This is a genomic window from Mycoplana rhizolycopersici, assembly GCF_013378445.1.
In the GTDB taxonomy this organism is placed as follows: domain Bacteria; phylum Pseudomonadota; class Alphaproteobacteria; order Rhizobiales; family Rhizobiaceae; genus Mycoplana; species Mycoplana rhizolycopersici.
In genome coordinates this window covers 176,940-193,982 of record NZ_JABXYK010000007.1, presented here as the reverse complement: position 1 = coordinate 193,982, position 17,043 = coordinate 176,940, and the positions used below count along the sequence as shown (strand labels likewise).

The 17,043-nt window shown below is 64.1% G+C and carries 15 protein-coding genes; 5 read left to right on the top strand and 10 right to left on the bottom strand.

What is annotated here, in order from left to right; translation table 11 throughout:
* Positions 1-55: 55 nt before the first annotated feature.
* The 8 genes from HV823_RS13490 to HV823_RS13455 all read right to left on the bottom strand — a co-directional run bounded on the left by HV823_RS13490 (position 56) and on the right by HV823_RS13455 (position 9,107).
* Positions 56-430 carry an AtpZ/AtpI family protein gene (locus HV823_RS13490; protein ID WP_176950238.1) on the bottom strand — a complete coding sequence of 125 codons (375 nt, stop codon included), beginning with the start codon at positions 428-430 and terminating at the stop codon, positions 56-58.
* Positions 431-720: 290 nt separating this feature from the next.
* A complete protein-coding gene (locus HV823_RS13485) occupies positions 721-1,881 on the bottom strand; it encodes a cell wall hydrolase (protein ID WP_176950355.1) in 1,161 nt (386 codons plus the stop codon).
* 281 nt (positions 1,882-2,162) lie between these two features.
* Positions 2,163-4,064, bottom strand: a complete 1,902-nt coding sequence (locus HV823_RS13480) for a potassium transporter Kup (protein WP_176950237.1) — start codon at positions 4,062-4,064, stop codon at positions 2,163-2,165.
* Positions 4,065-4,079: 15 nt separating this feature from the next.
* A complete protein-coding gene (locus tag HV823_RS13475; protein ID WP_176950236.1) occupies positions 4,080-5,063 on the bottom strand; it encodes a magnesium transporter CorA family protein in 984 nt (327 codons plus the stop codon).
* Positions 5,064-5,202: 139 nt separating this feature from the next.
* On the bottom strand, positions 5,203-6,375 hold the full coding sequence (locus HV823_RS13470) for an Mrp/NBP35 family ATP-binding protein (protein ID WP_176950235.1): 1,173 nt from the start codon (positions 6,373-6,375) through the stop codon (positions 5,203-5,205).
* A gap of 131 nt (positions 6,376-6,506) precedes the next feature.
* Positions 6,507-7,259, bottom strand: coding sequence for a helix-turn-helix transcriptional regulator (locus HV823_RS13465; protein ID WP_176950234.1), 753 nt, complete (start codon positions 7,257-7,259; stop codon positions 6,507-6,509).
* Between the two features lie 57 nt (positions 7,260-7,316).
* Positions 7,317-8,054 carry a helix-turn-helix transcriptional regulator gene (locus tag HV823_RS26685; RefSeq protein ID WP_246301335.1) on the bottom strand — a complete coding sequence of 246 codons (738 nt, stop codon included), beginning with the start codon at positions 8,052-8,054 and terminating at the stop codon, positions 7,317-7,319.
* 252 nt (positions 8,055-8,306) lie between these two features.
* Positions 8,307-9,107 carry an IclR family transcriptional regulator gene (locus tag HV823_RS13455; RefSeq protein WP_176950353.1) on the bottom strand — a complete coding sequence of 267 codons (801 nt, stop codon included), beginning with the start codon at positions 9,105-9,107 and terminating at the stop codon, positions 8,307-8,309.
* 114 nt (positions 9,108-9,221) lie between these two features.
* Here HV823_RS13455 and HV823_RS13450 point away from each other — a divergent pair, with 114 nt between their 5' ends.
* The 5 genes from HV823_RS13450 to HV823_RS13430 all read left to right on the top strand — a co-directional run bounded on the left by HV823_RS13450 (position 9,222) and on the right by HV823_RS13430 (position 13,289).
* Positions 9,222-9,992, top strand: a complete 771-nt coding sequence (locus tag HV823_RS13450) for an SDR family NAD(P)-dependent oxidoreductase (RefSeq protein ID WP_176950233.1) — start codon at positions 9,222-9,224, stop codon at positions 9,990-9,992.
* Complete coding sequence (locus tag HV823_RS13445) at positions 9,992-10,906, top strand: 2-dehydro-3-deoxygalactonokinase (RefSeq protein ID WP_176950232.1); 915 nt, start codon at positions 9,992-9,994, stop codon at positions 10,904-10,906. Before HV823_RS13450 ends, HV823_RS13445 begins: the two co-directional genes overlap by 1 nt.
* A gap of 33 nt (positions 10,907-10,939) precedes the next feature.
* The gene (locus HV823_RS13440) at positions 10,940-11,578 is read left to right on the top strand and encodes a 2-dehydro-3-deoxy-6-phosphogalactonate aldolase (RefSeq protein ID WP_176950231.1); all 639 of its coding nucleotides are present in this window, start codon (positions 10,940-10,942) and stop codon (positions 11,576-11,578) included.
* On the top strand, positions 11,575-12,459 hold the full coding sequence (locus tag HV823_RS13435; RefSeq protein WP_176950230.1) for an SMP-30/gluconolactonase/LRE family protein: 885 nt from the start codon (positions 11,575-11,577) through the stop codon (positions 12,457-12,459). Before HV823_RS13440 ends, HV823_RS13435 begins: the two co-directional genes overlap by 4 nt.
* A 206-nt stretch (positions 12,460-12,665) precedes the next feature.
* Positions 12,666-13,289, top strand: a complete 624-nt coding sequence (locus HV823_RS13430; protein WP_176950229.1) for a PRC-barrel domain-containing protein — start codon at positions 12,666-12,668, stop codon at positions 13,287-13,289.
* A gap of 72 nt (positions 13,290-13,361) precedes the next feature.
* Here the strand turns inward: HV823_RS13430 and HV823_RS13425 are convergent, their stop codons facing one another.
* On the bottom strand, positions 13,362-15,410 hold the full coding sequence (locus tag HV823_RS13425) for an NADH:flavin oxidoreductase (protein ID WP_176950228.1): 2,049 nt from the start codon (positions 15,408-15,410) through the stop codon (positions 13,362-13,364).
* Positions 15,411-15,437: 27 nt separating this feature from the next.
* On the bottom strand, positions 15,438-16,988 hold the full coding sequence (locus tag HV823_RS13420) for a trimethylamine methyltransferase family protein (protein WP_176950227.1): 1,551 nt from the start codon (positions 16,986-16,988) through the stop codon (positions 15,438-15,440).
* Between the last annotated feature and the right edge of the window lie 55 nt (positions 16,989-17,043).

Sequence of the window (17,043 nt, the reverse complement as noted above, 5' to 3'; positions counted from 1 at the left end):
TTTTTCTCTCTCGTTTGCCGCCCGCCGGGCGGAATTCCTCAAAAACGGACGGCGCTTACGCCCCGTCCTTCTTCGTCTTGCCGGCCGCATCCCTGCCGGCCATCCTGTCGACCGGATGGGGCGATGCCACCATTCCCGCCGAACGCATCACATTCAAGACACCGGCGCAGAAGCCCAGCATCAACAGCACGATCATACCCCATGGGGCCGTGCCCACAAACCGGTCCAAAAGATAGCCGAGGAGGGCACCGACGATCACCGCCGCGATGAATTCGCTTGAGAGCTTCATGGCCTCCGCATAGCCCTTTCGGCTTGCGGTTGCCTTCTCCTCCGCGGCATCACCTGCCGTATCCTCTGCACGCCTCTTTGCGAGCTCCGCATCGAGACGCTGCAACCTCTCTTCGAGACTACCCTTACGGCTGCCCTTCATGGCGCTTCCCTCCCGGTTCCGCTGGACGCTTGCGCCCTAATGCGGACATATTCACGGCTAGGTATTAAGCCAGCTTCAGGCCCGATTGAAGTCGGGCGCAACATAGTTTTAGGGGCTTGCATAGTCAAGGCGGGGCGAAGCTTTGACCAGTGCGAAATTAAATCAACAAATTCAATGCATTACAGAGATTTCGCCGAATCCGGCCGGCCGACGGCACGGAATCGCTGCTGCCGCGCCCGATTGCCGCAGCCGGACTCATACCAATGAGCGTCGAGAGGACCCCATTGGCGTCAGATCCAGCCGCCGCCATAGGTGCGGTAGAAGATGTGCTTGCCGATCTTTGCCACGCGCTTCATCGTCGGCCCCCAGTTCGGCCGCACATAGGTTGCGTGGTAGTGGGTAGAGGAACCGATCTCCGGCAGCCAGATCTTTCCCGCTGTCACCGCCATGGCGATCTCCTTGGCGGTCTTCCAGTGCCAGGGCGCCAGCACGATGTCGGGGATGCCGTCGCAGGTGAATGAGAACTGGCAGCCCGTCCGCAGTTTCTCGCCCTGGTAGACGACGCTGCAGATCGTATCCGGATAGGCCGGATTGCGCACACGGTTGAGGATGACCTGCGCAACGGCCGCCTGGCCCTTCAGCGATTCGCCACGCGCCTCGAAGTAGATGCCGGTCGTCAGGCACTTCTGTTCCGCCTCGGAGAAGACGGTGGCTGGCAGTACGGCTGCGGCCCAGGCGTGGTCTTCGGGAGCGATGCTCGGGACGAAGCGGCCGTCGGCGTCGTCCTTCTTCGTCAGAATCGAATCGAACGGCGATGTCCGGGCATAATCCGGCTGCGCCGGCGCATAGGCGGTGGCGAGAACGTCGGCGCGGTCGTTGTTGACGAGGCCGGCGAGCACTGCGGGGATGCCCGGATCGGCGGCGGCCGGCTTCTTGCGGTAGAAGGCGGTCGCGATCTCGATTTCCTTGCCCTTGATCTTGGGCGCGGCGAATCGCATCTGCTCCTCGCCGTCGAAGTCCGGATCAAGCAGCGAGGCCTGGCGGTCGAGCACCGAGCCCGCGGTGAAGGCCTTGGGCGGCGCCACCGGCGTCACGGCGACGATGCGTCCCTTCTTCTGGTCGCGCGTCACGCGCTTTTCGTCCGGGATGCCGCCCTGCCCCTTGTGGGCGTTCAGCAACGACGCCTGCTCGCCGTCCGGCATCTGCAGGCCCGCGCCGCCGGCGAGAGCACCGGTCGTGATCGGGTCGTTGAAGGCGATATCGACGGCGTGGACGGCACCTGCCGGCGAGCGCGTCATGACGAGCTGCTGGTTGCCGCCCTTGCGATTGACGCCGGAGACGAAGGTGGCGAGGTCCGAGTGGCCGACATCGGCGGCGGAACCTGCATAAAGGGCGACCCCGATGGCAAAGGGAGCACGCCATCCGCGGCGCTGCAGCACCTGCCTGATCATTCCAACGCGACTGATACGCACCGATACACTCCGACAACGCAGCCGAGCGGGATCGTCGCCCCCCGGGTTGCGAGGGCACGCGGCCTGCTGGCGATATAACTTGCTGAAGCCGACCCGGAAGCGGGCGAGTTCGGCCTGTTCGTTGCCAGAGAATGAAGAATTAACCTTGATGGACGGTTAACGCCGGCGCACTCGAACCCGCAAGGCGGCCGCATCCGTCCACGTGCCGTTCACATTGGCGCGAAGACGGCGTGAGCACGCCATGCAAGGCGGAAGCGCCGTCAGATGATGACCTGCGAGCCCAGCTCGACCACGCGATTCGTCGGAAGGCGGAAATAGTCGGACGGATCGATGGCGGCGTTCGCCATGGCGATATAGAGACGATCCTGCCAGTAGGGCATGCCGGAATGCCGGTCGGGCACGAGCTTGCGGCGGCCGAGATAGAACGACGTCGACATGATGTCGAACTTCACGCCCGATTTCCGAAACAGGCCCAACGCCTGGGAGACGTTCTGCGTCTCCATGAAGCCGAAGCGCACCTGGATGCGGGCAAAGCGGTCGGACAGGCGTTCCACGCTGCAGCGTTCGGCCGGCGCTACCTTCGGGGTGTTGGTCGAGATGATGGTCAGAATGAAGTTCTGCTCGTGCAGCACGCGGTTATGCTTGATGTTGTGCAGCAGGGCGGCTGGCGCCGATTCGGGATCGCTCGTCAGAAAGATCGCGGTGCCGGAAACAGAAACCGGCGCGTGCGCGCTCTTCCTCTCGATCGACTTCACGAAGGCCTCCAGCGGCACTTCGATGTGACGCGTCTTCTCGCGCAGCAGTGCGGTGCCGCGCACCCATGTCCACATCAGAAGCATGCAGACCGCCGCGATGAGGATAGGCACATATCCGCCGTCGTGGATCTTCAGCAGGTTTGCGCCGAGGAAGGTCAGCTCCAGCAGGAACAGCGGAAGAAGAACCATGACCGCGGTCGAAGCCTTCCAGCGCCAGCGCATGCGCAGGAACTCGAAGGCCAGCACGGTGGTGACGACCATGGCGCCGGTGACCGAGATACCGTAGGCCGTCGCCAGCCCCTCGGACGAGCCGAACAGGAAGACGAGCATCATCACGCCGAAGAGCAGGATGGCGTTGACGGCGGGCAGATAGATCTGCCCCGTCTGTGTCTCCGAGGTGTGGAAGATCTCCATGCGCGGCAGGAAGCCGAGGTGGATCGCCTGGCGGGTGATGGAAAACGCGCCGGTGATCACCGCCTGGCTGGCGATGATAGTGGCGGCGGTGGCCAGGATGACGATCGGCAGCAGCATCCATTGCGGGAACAGCAGGAAGAACGGATTGTCGATCGCCTCGGGGTGCTTCAGCACGAGCGCCCCCTGCCCCAGATAGTTCAGCGTCAGCGCCGGGAAAACGAGACAGAACCACGCCCACTGGATCGGCCGCCGGCCGAAATGGCCGAGGTCGGCATAGAGCGCTTCGGCCCCCGTCACCGTCAGGAACACGGCACCGAGAACCACGAAGCCGAGATAGCCGTCACTATAGAGGAAGTTGACGGCATAGAGCGGGTTGAAGGCTGCAAGGATGGTAAAGTCGTCGCTCAGATGCGCCGCACCGGCGACTGCCATCACGATGAACCACACCGCGGTGATCGGCCCGAAGAACTTGGAAACCGCATGCGTTCCCCAGGACTGGACGGCAAAAAGCATCACCAGGATCACGACGGAGATCGGCACCACGTAGTCCGACAGGGTCGGCGTGACGAGCTTCAGGCCCTCGACGGCAGAGAGAACCGACAGTGCCGGTGTGATCATCGCATCGCCGATGAAGAGCGCTGCGCCTGCGATCCCCATGAAGAACAGGATCGCCCTGTGGCCGTTCGCCGTCTTCATCAACAACGCCAGCAGCGAAAGCGTGCCGCCCTCGCCCTGGTTGTCGGCGCGCAGGAGGAAAAGTACGTATTTCAGGGTGACGATGATCGTCAGCGTCCAGATAACGAGCGAGATCAGGCCGACCACCTCGTCCCAGGTGACGCCGTCGTGGGAGATCGGGCGCAGCGCCTCGCGGAATGCGTAGAGCGGGCTCGTACCGATGTCGCCGTAGACGACCCCGACCGACCCGAGTGCGAGGGCAAAGAGCGCGCGCACACGGCTGCTTCCGGCTGCGGCATGTGCTTGGGGATGCGACATGGTTGCGAACAGGCTCTAGAGCCAGCCTTTCCAGCGAAAAAAGAGGAAGGGTATCACGGCAGACACCACCATTGCGCCCAGCGCCAACGGGTAGCCGTAGCCTACGTGGAGCTCTGGCATGATGTCGAAGTTCATACCATAAACCGAGGCGATCAGCGTCGGAGGCAGCAGGACCACGGATGCGATCGAGAAAATCTTGATGATCTGGTTCTGCTCCAGATTGATCAGGCCGAGCGAGGCATCGAGCAGGAACGAAATGTTGCTGGCGATGAAACTCGCGTGCTCCGAAAGCGACTGGATATCGCGCGAAACGGTGCGGCACAACTCCCGGCTCTCGCGATCGGGCTGCAGAACCGGGGTCGCGTAGAGGAACGTCATCAACCGCGACAGCGACATGAGGCTGTCGCGGGTCTTGGCGACGAGGCGATGCAGGGCGGAGACCGCGATCAGCCGGTCCTCGAGATAACGCGGCGGCCTGCGGCTGAGATGGCGCTTGTCACCGAAGACCTCCAGAGACAGCGTGTCGGCTTTGGCCACCGAAGTCTCCATAATCTCGGCGGTGCGATCGACGATCGTCTCCATGAGACGCGTGATCATAACCGTGCCGGAGCGACAGCCGCCGGTGATGCGCGGCATCGCTGTCCGGAAGAGATCGAACGCGCGCGGCTCGGCATAGCGGATCGTCAGCAGGCAGTGATCGGTCAGGATGAAGGCGACATCGGTGAGTTGCGGCTGCTCGCTGTCAGCCTTGTAGACGAGCGAGGCGGTCATGTAGACCACATCGTCCTGCATATAGAGGCGGCTCGAGGGCTCGATGTCCTTCAACTCGTCGCGGGTCGGAACGTCGATGCCGAGCAGTTTTTCGACGAACGCGTCCTCCTCATGGGTGGGAGACAGGAGATCGACCCAGACGACGCCCGGAGGAACCGAGGCGGAATCCGCCATCATCTCGGGCGTCAGAAGCAGCGCTTCCCCGTTCGAACGATAGACGGTAATCAATTGCGGGTGGCTCCGAGGAAGACCAACGCTCACCTTTGCCTTGTCTGGCCGCGCTCAGGACCGCACGGCGGAAAGGCATATTGCGCGGCGCAACATCAAAATCAAGCCCCGCCTCATTCCCGCCATCTTCCGGCGGCGCTCACTCGAAAACGATCGCGGGCGCAGTGCGGCCGCCTGCCGCCTGGCGGGCCTTGAGGCCTTCCCACATACGCGTAGCGATCTCGCGATAGGTTTTGGCTGCCGCCCCTTCCGGATTGGAGACGACGACGGGCGTGCCGGCATCCGACGTCTCGCGAATATCCATCGTCAGCGGCACCTCGCCGAGGAAGGGCACGCCGATCCGCTCGGCTTCCTTGCGCGCGCCGCCGTGACCGAAGATATCGTAGCGGTTTCCCGTGTCGGGGGCGATGAAGTAGCTCATGTTCTCGATGATGCCGAGCACCGGCACTTCGACCTTGTTGAACATGTTCAGTCCCTTGCGGGCGTCGATCAGCGCCAGGTCCTGTGGCGTGGAGACGATTACGGCGCCGGCGAGCGGAACCTGCTGGGCCATGGTCAGCTGGGCATCGCCCGTGCCGGGCGGCATGTCGACGACGAGCACATCGAGTTCGCCCCAGGCCACTTCCCGCAGCATCTGCATCAGCGCCGACTGGATCATCGGCCCGCGCCAGATCATCGCCACCTCCTCGTCGACGAGAAAGCCCATAGACATGACCTTGATGCCGTAGTTCTCCATCGGCTTGATGATGCGGTTCTCGATCTGCTGCGGCCGCCCGGAAATCTTCAGGAGGCGCGGCATGGACGGTCCGTAGATGTCGGCATCGAGGATGCCGACCCGCAGGCCGTTTGCCTTCAGCGCCAGCGCCAGGTTGACGGCTGTGGTCGACTTTCCGACCCCGCCCTTACCCGAGGCGACGGCCACGATCGCGCCCACGCCGGGTATGCCGATCTTGGCGCGCGGCGCCGGACCGCCTGCGGGTGCATGCGCGTGACCGGCGTGTGAATGCGCGGCGGAAGCCTGCGGGGCGGGGCGGGAAACCGGCTGCGAGGCGGCACCGGCCTTCTTGTCCGCCGTCAGCGCCACCATGGCCGCCTTGACGCCCGGAATATCGCGCACGACCCGCTCGGCCGCCGCCCGCATCGGATCGAGTTCCTTGGCACGTTCGGCGGGAACGGTGATCGAGAAATAGACCTTACCGTCGGAGATGAAGACGTCGGAGACCATGCCGAGATCGACGATGTTACCTTCCATGTCCGGACCGCGCACCGTCCGAAGCCTATCCAGTACCTGATCCTTGGAAACGTCAGCCATGTCTGCCTCGCCTGAATGAATTGGCGCGTTGATAGCGCATTCATCGTGCAAGCGGAACGTTTTTCGGACAGTAGCCCCACCTCGCCAAAGATGCCGTCAGGTTCAACGTGCGATGGTGGTGCCCAGGAAGCTCAGGTGATCAGGCCGCGCCTGATCGCCTTGACGACCGCCTGTGTGCGATTGACCGCCTCCAGCTTGCGGGTCACCTGGTTCAGGTAGTGATTGACGGTGTGTTCGGAAAGGCCGAGGATTTCGGCAATCTCGAGGCTCGTCTTGCCGGCTGCGGTCCAGCTCAAACATTCCACCTCGCGGTCGGTGAGGCTGACCTGCCCCGTCTTCCAGGCGGCACCGATCTCCGCCAGGCGGTTGAAGACCTGGATCGAGATCATCTGCAGCAGCATGCGGCTTTCGAAGCTGATCGACGGCTCCTCGCCGCACCAGGCGACGACGCCCCGGTTGCCGAGCGCATCGTGGACGGGAAAGAAATGCCCCGTCAGCACACCATGCTGCCGCATCATTTCGGCAAGCTCGGCGATCGGCTTCTCCTTTTGCGCGGTATCCTCGACCCATTTCGCCAGCTCATAGGAGAAGGACACGGTCGTCGTGCGCAGCTTGCGGATGCTCGGACTGCGGCGAACCATGTTGAACGCGTCATACTTGGCGATCAGTTCGGCCGGCCAGTTGCTGACGATGGAGTGCGGCGAGAGCTTGTCCGCCTCAAATCCCGGCAACGAGAACGCCATGAAGTATTTGAGCGAGAACTGCTCGCCCGTCCGGCGAAGAAAGCGGACGATATCGAACTGCGTCTCCAGCGCGGCGATTTCAGCGCTCACATCCCGCTGCCCGCCGCGTCCCGTCTCGTCCAACGTCATCTCGCCCCGCATTCATGAGCTCCGTTCTTGCTCAGGCTGACCTGAATTTCAGTTTCCCGACCCGAACCGTCATTGCAGGATGCCGGCACGCATCGCCTTGGCGACCGCCTGCACGCGATTGACGGCATCGAGCTTGCGCGTCGCCCGGTTCAGGTAGTGGTTCACGGTATACTCGGACAGCCCGAGGATGCCGGAAATCTCCACGCTGGTCTTGCCGGCCGATACCCAGGACAGGCATTCTATTTCGCGCTGTGAAAGCGCGATCGGCCGGCGTCCATCGAGCCGGCAATCCAGCACTGTGGTGAAAGCGAGGTTGGCAATGGCGTTCAGTTCGGCCATTTCCAGATGCGACAAGGCCGGGCGCTCTCCGCCGAAGGCCAGCGCGCCGCGCTGCCCGAGCGGATTGTGGGCGGGGAAATAGGCGCCTCGCGGCAGTCCGAACCGGCCGAAGAGAGAATTGGCGACCTGGGATTTCCCGTCCAGGCGGACCGAGTTGATCGCGACCGCCTCGTAGGAAAACGGGATCGTGCTGATGCGCAGGCGTCCGATGACGGGGCTGCCGTGGACGAGCCCTTCCCGATCGTAACCTTCAAGCATCTCCGCAGGCCAGTTCGTCATCAGCACGAACGGCGCGATCTCGGTGGAGGCAGATGGGGGAAGGTTGATGAGCAGATAGCCGACAAGACCATATTCAGCAGTCAGATCGCGAAGCAGCACCGCGACATCGTCCTCGCGTTCCACCTCGGCAAACCGCCGCGCCCAGCGCGGAGGCGTCTCTGGTGCGATCGCGAGAAACTGTTCACTCATTCCGTTTCTTTCCGAAGCGAACGACGGCGCGCATGGTTCATGCACGGCAGAAGCAACTGACACCCTGAACCTATCTTGGAGATTATGCTCCGCGGGACGCCACTCGCACAACTCTGCAAGACCGAAGCACCCAGAAATGTTCACTTGAATCAGAAGCTAGCGGCGCCCCTCGCGTCCGTCCAGCGCGATTTTCTAATTTACGGTAAAATGGTTGCACGGAACAATCCTGGCGGGTGTATCGAATTGCGACGTTCAGGCGCCGCCGGGGCCAAGTCGCGCTGCCAGCTCGCCCGCGACGGATTGCGCGGCGCGCCGAACCTGCGGAGCCCAGTCCGCCAGTGCGTCTTCGCCGACCCGGTAGGCAGGCCCCGTCACCGATATGCCGCCGACAAGGGAATGCCCGGCATCAACGATCGCGGCGGCAACGCAGCGAATTCCCACCTCGTGCTCCTCACGGTCGAAGGCATGGCCGGCACTGCGGATCGCCGCAAGCTCCGCCTCGAGGGCGGGCCTGTCCGCGATCGTCTGGGGCGTGAAGCGCCGCAGCTCCACACCGTCCAGCAGCGGTCCCAGCATCCCCTCCGGCAGTGCCGCAAGTGCTGCCTTGCCGATTCCGGTACAATAGGCCGGCGAGGCGCGGCCGATCTGCGAGTCCATGCGAACGGCCTGGCGGCTTTCGACCTTGTCGAGATAAATGATCTCGGCGCCCTTCAGAACGCCCAGATGGACGGTTTCCCCCGTCAGTTCATGCAGGGCCTGCAGATGGGGAGCGGCGAAACGGCGCAGGTCGCTGCGCATCCAGGTCCGGGATGCCAGCTTGAGCAGGCGCAGGCCCGGCTCGTAGCAGTGATCGGCGTTGAGCTCCAGCAACCCCTCCTCGACCAGATGGCTGAGCTGCCGGTGCAGCGTGCCGCGAGGCTGTCCCGCGCGATCGAAGACATCGGTGAAGCGCATCGGCCGTTCCGCCATCGCAACGAGCTCCAGCACCGCGACTGCCTTGCCGAGCGTGCCGGTGTTCGAATTGGAGGCGCCGATGCCGTCCCGTTCCTCCATCGCCTCCGCCTCTCCCTTGCTTGACAAGACCATGCGCCTGCCGATAATTCCACATATTCAAAATATGTTCCACATATTGGAACAAATGGCAACACAAACCGACGGGAGAGCGTCATGTCCGTGAGCGTTGCGTCCTATCCGGACCTGAGGGATCGGGGCGTGCTGATTTCCGGCGGCGGGTCGGGAATCGGCGCGGCGCTGGTCGAGGCCTTTTCCCATCAGGGAGCGCGGGTCGTCTTCGTCGACATCGCGGACGGGCCGAGCGATGCGCTCGTGCAGCGGCTGTCGGAAGGGGTGGCGCACAAACCCATCTACCTCAAGGCCGACGTGCGCGACATCGAGGCGTACCAGGCGACGATCGCGCTTGCGATCGAGGCGATCGGGCCGATCCGCGTGCTGGTGAACAATGCCGCACGCGACGACCGGCACGACCTTTCCGGGGTGACGCCCGACTACTGGGACGAAAGCCAGGCGGTCAACCTGCGCCATCATTTCTTTGCGATCCAGTCGGTGGCACAGTCGATGCGCGAAGCCGGCGGCGGCTCGATCATCAACTTCTCCTCGATCACCTTCAGGCTGAACATGGGAGAGTTTCCGGCCTATGCGACCGCCAAGGCCGGCATTGTGGGCCTGACGAAGACGCTCGCCGGCAGACTCGGCCCGGACAACATCCGCGTCAACGCGGTCCTGCCCGGCATGGTGCTGACCGAGCGTCAGACCAGCCTCTGGCTCGACGAGACCGCGATCGAGGCGATGACGGCGAGGCAGTGTCTGAAGCGGGCGCTGATGCCCGAAGACATCGTCGGCCCCTGCCTGTTTCTGGCATCGGACGCATCACGCGGCATGACGGCACAATCCATGATTATCGACGGAGGAGTTCTCTGATGGCAAAGCCAGCCTATGTCGCAGTCGACTGGGGCACGTCCAGTTTCCGGCTCTGGCTTGTGGGCGACGACGGCGGCGTTCTTGCGGAGCGGCGCAGCGGCGAAGGCATGACCACGGCTGCGACGGCCGGCTTCGCAAGTGTGCTTGCAGGCCATCTCGACGCCGTTTCCGCCCCCGCGGACCTGCCGGTAATCGTCTGCGGCATGGCCGGCGCCAAGCAGGGCTGGGTCGAGGCCGGCTATCTCGACGTACCGAGCCCGCTTTCCGCAATTCCTTCGGCCGCCGTGAAAGTGCCGGGCACGGCCGCGGACATCCGCATCCTGCCGGGGCTCGCGAGGCGCGACACGGCCCGTCCAGATGTGATGCGCGGGGAGGAAACCCAGCTTCTCGGTGCCGCCGACGGCCTGCAGGGCACGAGCCTGGTCTGCATGCCGGGCACGCACAGCAAATGGGTGGAGGTCGCAGACGGTTCGGTCACGCGCTTTTCGACCTACATGACCGGCGAACTGTTCGACACGATCGGCAAGCACACGATCCTCCGCCATTCGATCGCCGATGCGCAGGCTTTCGACGGGACGAGTACTGCCTTCAAGCACGCGGTGACCGATGCGATTCGCAATCCAGCGCTTGCGACCAATCTCCTCTTCGGCGTGCGCTCCGGCATGCTGTTGCACGGCCTTGCGGCGACCGATGCGAAGGCGCGCCTGTCCGGCATCCTGATCGGGCTGGAAATCGCCGGCGCCCTGGACGAGGCGCCTCCCGGCACGCCCGTCACGCTCGTTGCCTCCGGCGCACTCGGCGCACTTTATGAAAGCGCACTGGATGTAGCCGGCGTCGAACCCGTCGTCATCGATGCCGATACCGCTGTGCGCGCCGGCCTCGCCATCGCCGCCCGGACCATCTGGCCCAATTAACGATTTACCTATGCCCCAACGGAAGGCAGCCCCATGACCCGCATTCCCTTTCCCACGATGAAATATCCGCTGATCGCGATCCTGCGCGGGCTGAAGCCTGCAGAGACCGAGGGCGTCGTCGGCGCCCTGATCGAGGAAGGCTTCACCGCGATCGAGATCCCGCTGAACTCGCCCGACCCGTTCCGCTCGATCGAGATCGCTGCGAAGATGGCGCCGGCCGACTGCCTGATCGGTGCGGGAACGGTGCTGACGACGCAGCAGGTGGAAGCGCTCGAGGCCGCCGGTGGCCGCCTGATGGTCAGCCCCAATGTCGAACCGGACGTCATCTCGCTTGCGGCGGCGAAGGGCATGGTCACGATGCCGGGCGTCTTCACGCCGACCGAGGCGCTGGCCGCCGCACGCGCCGGCGCCACCGGGCTGAAGTTCTTCCCGGCCAGCGTGCTCGGACCGTCGGGCATCCAGGCGATCCGCGCCGTCCTGCCGCCGGAACTCATCATCGCCGCCGTCGGCGGGGTGTCGGAGACCAATTTCGCCGACTATGCGAAGATCGGCGTCAACAGCTTCGGCCTCGGGTCGAGCCTCTACAAGCCGGGCATGGCTGCCGCCGACGTCGCCGCGCGCGCCCGCATCACCATTAACGCCTATGACAGCGTCTACAGGGGCGCCGCATGAGCGAAGCGCAGCCTTTCAACGGCAGCTTTCTCTGCCAGGTCAACAGCGAGCTGGGTGAAGGACCGAGCTACGATCCTGCGACCGATACCGCGTGGTGGTTCGACATCAAGGGCCGGAAGCTGCACGAACTGCACCTCGGCACATCGGCAAAGCGCGTGCACGACCTGCCGTTCATGGGCAGCGTCTTCGCCGTCATCGATCCCGACCGCCAGTTGATCGTATCGGACGAGGGCCTGTTCGTGCGGGACGTGGCCAGCGGACGACTGGAGCTTCTGTGCCCGCTTGAAGACAACCCGGCGAACCGCTCCAACGACGGCCGTATCCACCAGAGCGGTTCGCTGTGGATCGGCACGATGGGTCGTTCCGCCCAGAAGGGCGCCGGCGCGATCTATCATGTGGCCGGCACGACCGTGACCCGCCTCTTCGCCAATGTGAGCATCCCAAACGGCATCTGCTTTTCTCCCGACGGGGCGACGGCCTACTTCGCCGACAGCGACGTCAACCACCTGATGCGCGTTGCCGTCGATCCGGCGACCGGGCTTCCGACCGGCGAGCCGGTGATCCTCTGCGACGAGACGCGTGCGCCCGGCGGCATCGACGGATCGGTCTGCGACGCAGACGGACTGATCTGGAACGCACGCTGGGGCGCGGGCGCCGTGGAAGTCTATCGCGCGGACGGCACGAAGGTCGCCCGCTACGCCGTCCCCATGACGCAGCCGAGCTGCCCTGCCTTCATCGGCGCCAGGGCCGAACGCCTGCTCGTCACCTCCGCCCATCAGGATCTCGACGACGCCGCGCGTGCCGCCGATCCGCATGCGGGACGAACGCTGGACCTCGGCATCACAGTCAGGGGCCGGTTCGAACCGGCATTCCGCCTGTAAATCCAAGCGTGAAAGCAAGGCACATTGCAGCCCCGGATTGTCGTCCGGGGCTGATTTTGTTCGAAAATCACCTCTCCTGCCGGATGATTTTTTTGCGGAACCATTCCGGATTGCACGAGTTCTTCAAGCATCAGCCGGTGCGGACGGACAGCCAGAAAACAGGATCCGCCGCTCCTTTACACAAAGCAAAGAAAGGCAGGTTCGACATGACCAACAAGCTTCTCAATTCCGTAGCCGCTGGTGCCATTTTCCTCGGCGCCGCCATCGCTCCCGCAGCCTATGCGCAGGACACGACGCAGCCGCAGACCGCTCCGTCGATGACCGATCCCGCAGCGCCGGCAACGGGTGCTGACCAGATGAAGCCGATGGACGGCATGGACAATGCCCAGACCACCCCGTCCACCGACCCGGCCGTGAATACCGCAGCAACGACTGACACCTACCTAACCGAGCAGGCAGCCGACCAGATCAGCGCCAACACCTATATCGGCCAGTCGGTCTACAATTCCGCCGATGAAAGCATCGGCACGATCAACGACCTGATCATGGAGAAGGATGGCGGCGTTGCCGCAGCCGTGATCGGTGTCGGCGGCTTCCTCGGCATCGGCGAAAAGTGGGTCGCCGTTCCGTTCAACAATATTTCGGTCAACCAGACGCAGGATGCCGACGTCAAGCTGACCACGACCGAGACCGCCGAAAGCCTGCAGGCCGCACCGGAATTCAAGACGCTGTCGCAGAAGGTCGCCGAGAGCAACCAGGTCGACACCTCGACGACCTCGTCGACCACGGCCCCGGCAGCCCCCGCTCCGGCAACGGAACCCGCCAACTAAGCGGTTGATCGGAGCCGAAGTGGCCCGGTGGCGCGAAAGCGCTGCCGGGCTTTTCTCATTCGAGCCTGCTGGTCAGAAGAGGACACCGTAACGCAGGGCGTCATAAATCCCGGCGTGAATGTTCCGGCTGTGAACGGCATCGCCGATGCGCAGCAGATCGAAGGTTCCCTCCGGATTGCGCGTCCCGATCGGGTTTTCCTGACGGATCAGCGCCTTGTAGTCGACAGCGCCGAGGTTGCGCGAAAGCGGCTTCAGCTCCACATACAGATCGGCCATCGGCATCGTGCCGTGCTCGACCACCACCTGGGCCACGCGCCGCTCCGTGCGGGCCGTCTCGGAAAAATCGGAGCCGAGCGTTGCGACGAGCGCGTTGCCGTCGCGGCGGACGGCCTTCAGGCGGGTGTTGATCGTCACCCGGACGTTTTTCTCGGCAAACGCCTTGGCATAGGGAACGTGGTTCATGCCGCCGATCTCCGGTGCGAAGTAGCGTTCCGGCGAAACGACTTCGAGTTCGACGCCGGCATTGGCGATCAGTTCGGCCGCCGTCATGCCGGAATGGGAGCCGGCATCGTCGAACAGAAGCACCGGGCCGTCCGGCTTGACCGCCCCCGCAATGATGTCCCAGCTGGAAACGACCAGCTCGTCGCCAGCCTCCAGTTCCGGATTCTGGGCGATGCCGCCGGTCGCGACGACGACCAGATCGGGATTGCGCGACAGAACCTCGTCGGCATCGGCGAAGACGTTGTAGTGCACCGGCACGCCCAGGCGTTCCAGTTCCGAAAGCCGCCAGTCGACGATGCCGATCATCTCCTTGCGCCGCGGATTGCGGGCAGCAAGCAGGATCTGCCCGCCGGCCTGGCCCGACGCTTCCAGAACCTCGACGACGTGGCCGCGTTCGGCCAGCACGCGCGCCGCTTCCAGACCCGCCGGGCCTGCGCCGATCACGACGGCCTTGCGGACCGGCCCCTCCGTCCTGGAAATGATGTGCGGGACGATCGCCTCGCGGCCCGTCGCCGCATTGTGAATACAGAGCGCGCCACCGCCTTCGTAGATGCGATCGAGACAGTAGGTGGCGCCGACGCAGGGGCGAATCTGCGCCTCGCGGCCCTGCTCGATCTTCCGCACGATGTGCGGATCGGCGATATGGGCGCGGGTCATGCCGACCATGTCGAGCTTGCCTTCGGCGATCGCGTGGCGGGCGGTGGCGACGTCGGCGATGCGCGCGGCATGAAAGACCGGGAACTTCGTGGCGGCACGCACCTCGCCTGCAAAATCGAGATGCGGCGAGGCGGCCATGCCCTGGATCGGGATCACGTTGTTCAGGTGCGCATCATGATCGATATGCCCCCTGATGATGTTGAGGAAATCGACCTTGCCGGAGGCGACCAGCCGCTGCGCGATCTCGATCCCGTCCTCCTTCGAAAGCCCGATATCCCAAGCCTCGTCCGCAACCATGCGGATGCCGACGATGAAATCGGGACCGACGGCCTTGCGCACGGCATCGACGACCATGTTGGAGAAGCGCGTCCGGTTTTCAAGCGAACCGCCATACTCGTCCTCGCGCCGGTTGGTGGCCGGCGACCAGAAGCTGTCGAGGAGGTGGCCATAGGCCTCGATTTCGATGCCGTCGAGACCGGCGGCCTGCATGCGCTGGGCAGCTTCGGCATAGTCGCCGACGATGCGCTCGATGTCCCACTCCTCGATTTCCTTCGGAAAGGCACGGTGGGCGGGCTCGCGCAGGGGGGACGCGGAAAGAACCGGCAGCCAGTCGCCCTTGTTCCAGCTGGTGCGCCGGCCGAGATGGGTCAGTTGGATCATCACGGCCGTGCCGTGCTCGTGACAGTCGTCGGCGATCTTCTTCATCCACGGCACGATCTCATCGGAATAGGCGTAGAGATTGCCGAAGGCGGGCGGAGAATCCTGCGACACCAGCGCCGATCCCGCCGTCATCGTCAGCGCGATCCCGCCCTTCGCCTTTTCCACATGGTAGAGCCGATAGCGGTCCTTCGGCATTCCGTCTTCGGAATAGGCCGGCTCATGCGCCGTCGACATGATGCGGTTTCTCAGCGTCAGGTGCCTCAGTTGGTAAGGCTGCAGCAGCGGGTCTTTCGAATGCGTCATTTTCCTGTTGTCCTTCAGGACCGTTGATCAATACCAGGCGTCGGCCATGGCGGCCTTCTTGCGGGTGACATAGTCGCAGAGCGCCTCGTCGATCGCCTCGTCCAGCGGCGGCGCTTCGTATTCGGCCAGCGTCTTTTTCCATGCGGCGTTGGCCCGCGTGGCCATGTCGGTGGAGCCCCCTTCCTCGCTCCACTTTTCGAACGGCTCGTTGTCCGACAGGGCCGAATCCCAGAACGCGGTCTGGTAGTTGCGCATCGTATGATCACAGCCGAGGAAATGGCTACCCGGGCCGACCTGCAGGAACGCATCCATCGCCAGCGTGTTGTCGTCCACCGTGACGCCGGCGAGATAGGAGTGCAACGCGCCGCACAGGTCCGTGTCCATCACGAACTTCTCGTAGGACATCGACAGGAGACCATCGAGGAAGCCGGCCGAATGCAGGATGAAGTTGGCGCCGCAATGGACGGCCGACAGCATCGACATCAGCCCCTCCTGCATCGCCTGCCCGTCCGGCAGCTTGGAATTGGAGAAGTTGCCGGCGCAGCGCAGCGGCAGGTTCAGCCGGCGGGCGAGCTGGCCGACGACCATGGAACCGATCGCCGGTTCCGGCGTGCCGAAAGTGGGGGAGCCGGACCTGAGCGACATCGACGACAGGAAGTTGCCGAAGATCACCGGGGCGCCCTTGCGCTCCAGCTGCGTCAGCGCGCAGCCGGCGAGCGTCTCGGCGTAGGATTGGGCGATGGCGCCGGCATTCGTCACCGGCCCCATGGCGCCGCCGAGGATGAAGGGCACGATCACCGCCGCCTGGTTGGCGCGCGCATAGGCGCGGAGCGACTTCGTCATCGTCCCGTCCCAAACGAGCGGCGAGTTAACGTTGACGTTGCCAAGGATGACGCAGTTCCGGTCGACGAAGTCGGTGCCGAAGAGAATGCGCGCCATGTCGATGGAATCCTCGGCGCGTTCCTCCGCCGTGATCGATCCCATGAAAGCGCGGTCGGAATATTTGATATGGCTATAGACCATGTCGAGGTGGCGCTTGTTCACCGGCACGTCGACCGGCTCGCAGATGGTGCCGCCGGAATGGTGCAGCCAGGGGCTCGACTGAGCAAGCTTGATGAAGTTCCTGAAGTCCTCCAGCGTGCCGTAGCGCCGCCCCTTGTCGAGGTCCATGACGAAGGGGGAGCCGTAGGCCGGCGAGAAGACCACGTTCCTGCCGCCGATCCGCACGTTGCGATCGGGATCGCGCGCATGCTGGGTGAACTCGGCCGGCGCCGTCGAAACGATCTCGCGCAGCATGCCCGGTTCGAAGCGGACGAGCGGTCCCTCGACCTTCGCGCCGGCGCGCTTCCAGTGCTCCAGCGCTTCAGGATCGTCACGGAACTCGATGCCGACCTCGGCCAGAATGCGGTCGGCGACCCCCTCGATCTTGACGAGGTTTTCTTCCGACAGCACGTCATAGGTCGGGATGTTCCGCTGGATATACGGGACCCCCCTGGCCTTCGCAGCGCCCTCGCGCCGCGCCGGACGGCCCGCCCGAGAACGCCTTGTCGCATTTTCCACCGGAGCTGTCGCCACCATGTCTTCCTCCATAATTGGAGATGAGGCTAAAGGGGAACAATGCCAGTGTAACGCT

Bases quoted from the DNA above. Each gene is read 5' to 3' on its own strand.
- HV823_RS13490 (WP_176950238.1), bottom strand. From the start codon at position 430: ATGAAGGGCAGCCGTAAGGGTAGTCTCGAAGAGAGGTTGCAGCGTCTC.
- HV823_RS13485 (WP_176950355.1), bottom strand. From the start codon at position 1,881: ATGATCAGGCAGGTGCTGCAGCGCCGCGGATGGCGTGCTCCCTTTGCC.
- HV823_RS13480 (WP_176950237.1), bottom strand. From the start codon at position 4,064: ATGTCGCATCCCCAAGCACATGCCGCAGCCGGAAGCAGCCGTGTGCGC.
- HV823_RS13470 (WP_176950235.1), bottom strand. From the start codon at position 6,375: ATGGCTGACGTTTCCAAGGATCAGGTACTGGATAGGCTTCGGACGGTG.
- HV823_RS13465 (WP_176950234.1), bottom strand. From the start codon at position 7,259: ATGCGGGGCGAGATGACGTTGGACGAGACGGGACGCGGCGGGCAGCGG.
- HV823_RS26685 (WP_246301335.1), bottom strand. From the start codon at position 8,054: ATGAGTGAACAGTTTCTCGCGATCGCACCAGAGACGCCTCCGCGCTGG.
- HV823_RS13455 (WP_176950353.1), bottom strand. From the start codon at position 9,107: ATGGAGGAACGGGACGGCATCGGCGCCTCCAATTCGAACACCGGCACG.
- HV823_RS13450 (WP_176950233.1), top strand. From the start codon at position 9,222: ATGTCCGTGAGCGTTGCGTCCTATCCGGACCTGAGGGATCGGGGCGTG.
- HV823_RS13445 (WP_176950232.1), top strand. From the start codon at position 9,992: ATGGCAAAGCCAGCCTATGTCGCAGTCGACTGGGGCACGTCCAGTTTC.
- HV823_RS13440 (WP_176950231.1), top strand. From the start codon at position 10,940: ATGACCCGCATTCCCTTTCCCACGATGAAATATCCGCTGATCGCGATC.
- HV823_RS13435 (WP_176950230.1), top strand. From the start codon at position 11,575: ATGAGCGAAGCGCAGCCTTTCAACGGCAGCTTTCTCTGCCAGGTCAAC.
- HV823_RS13430 (WP_176950229.1), top strand. From the start codon at position 12,666: ATGACCAACAAGCTTCTCAATTCCGTAGCCGCTGGTGCCATTTTCCTC.
- HV823_RS13425 (WP_176950228.1), bottom strand. From the start codon at position 15,410: ATGACGCATTCGAAAGACCCGCTGCTGCAGCCTTACCAACTGAGGCAC.
- HV823_RS13420 (WP_176950227.1), bottom strand. From the start codon at position 16,988: ATGGTGGCGACAGCTCCGGTGGAAAATGCGACAAGGCGTTCTCGGGCG.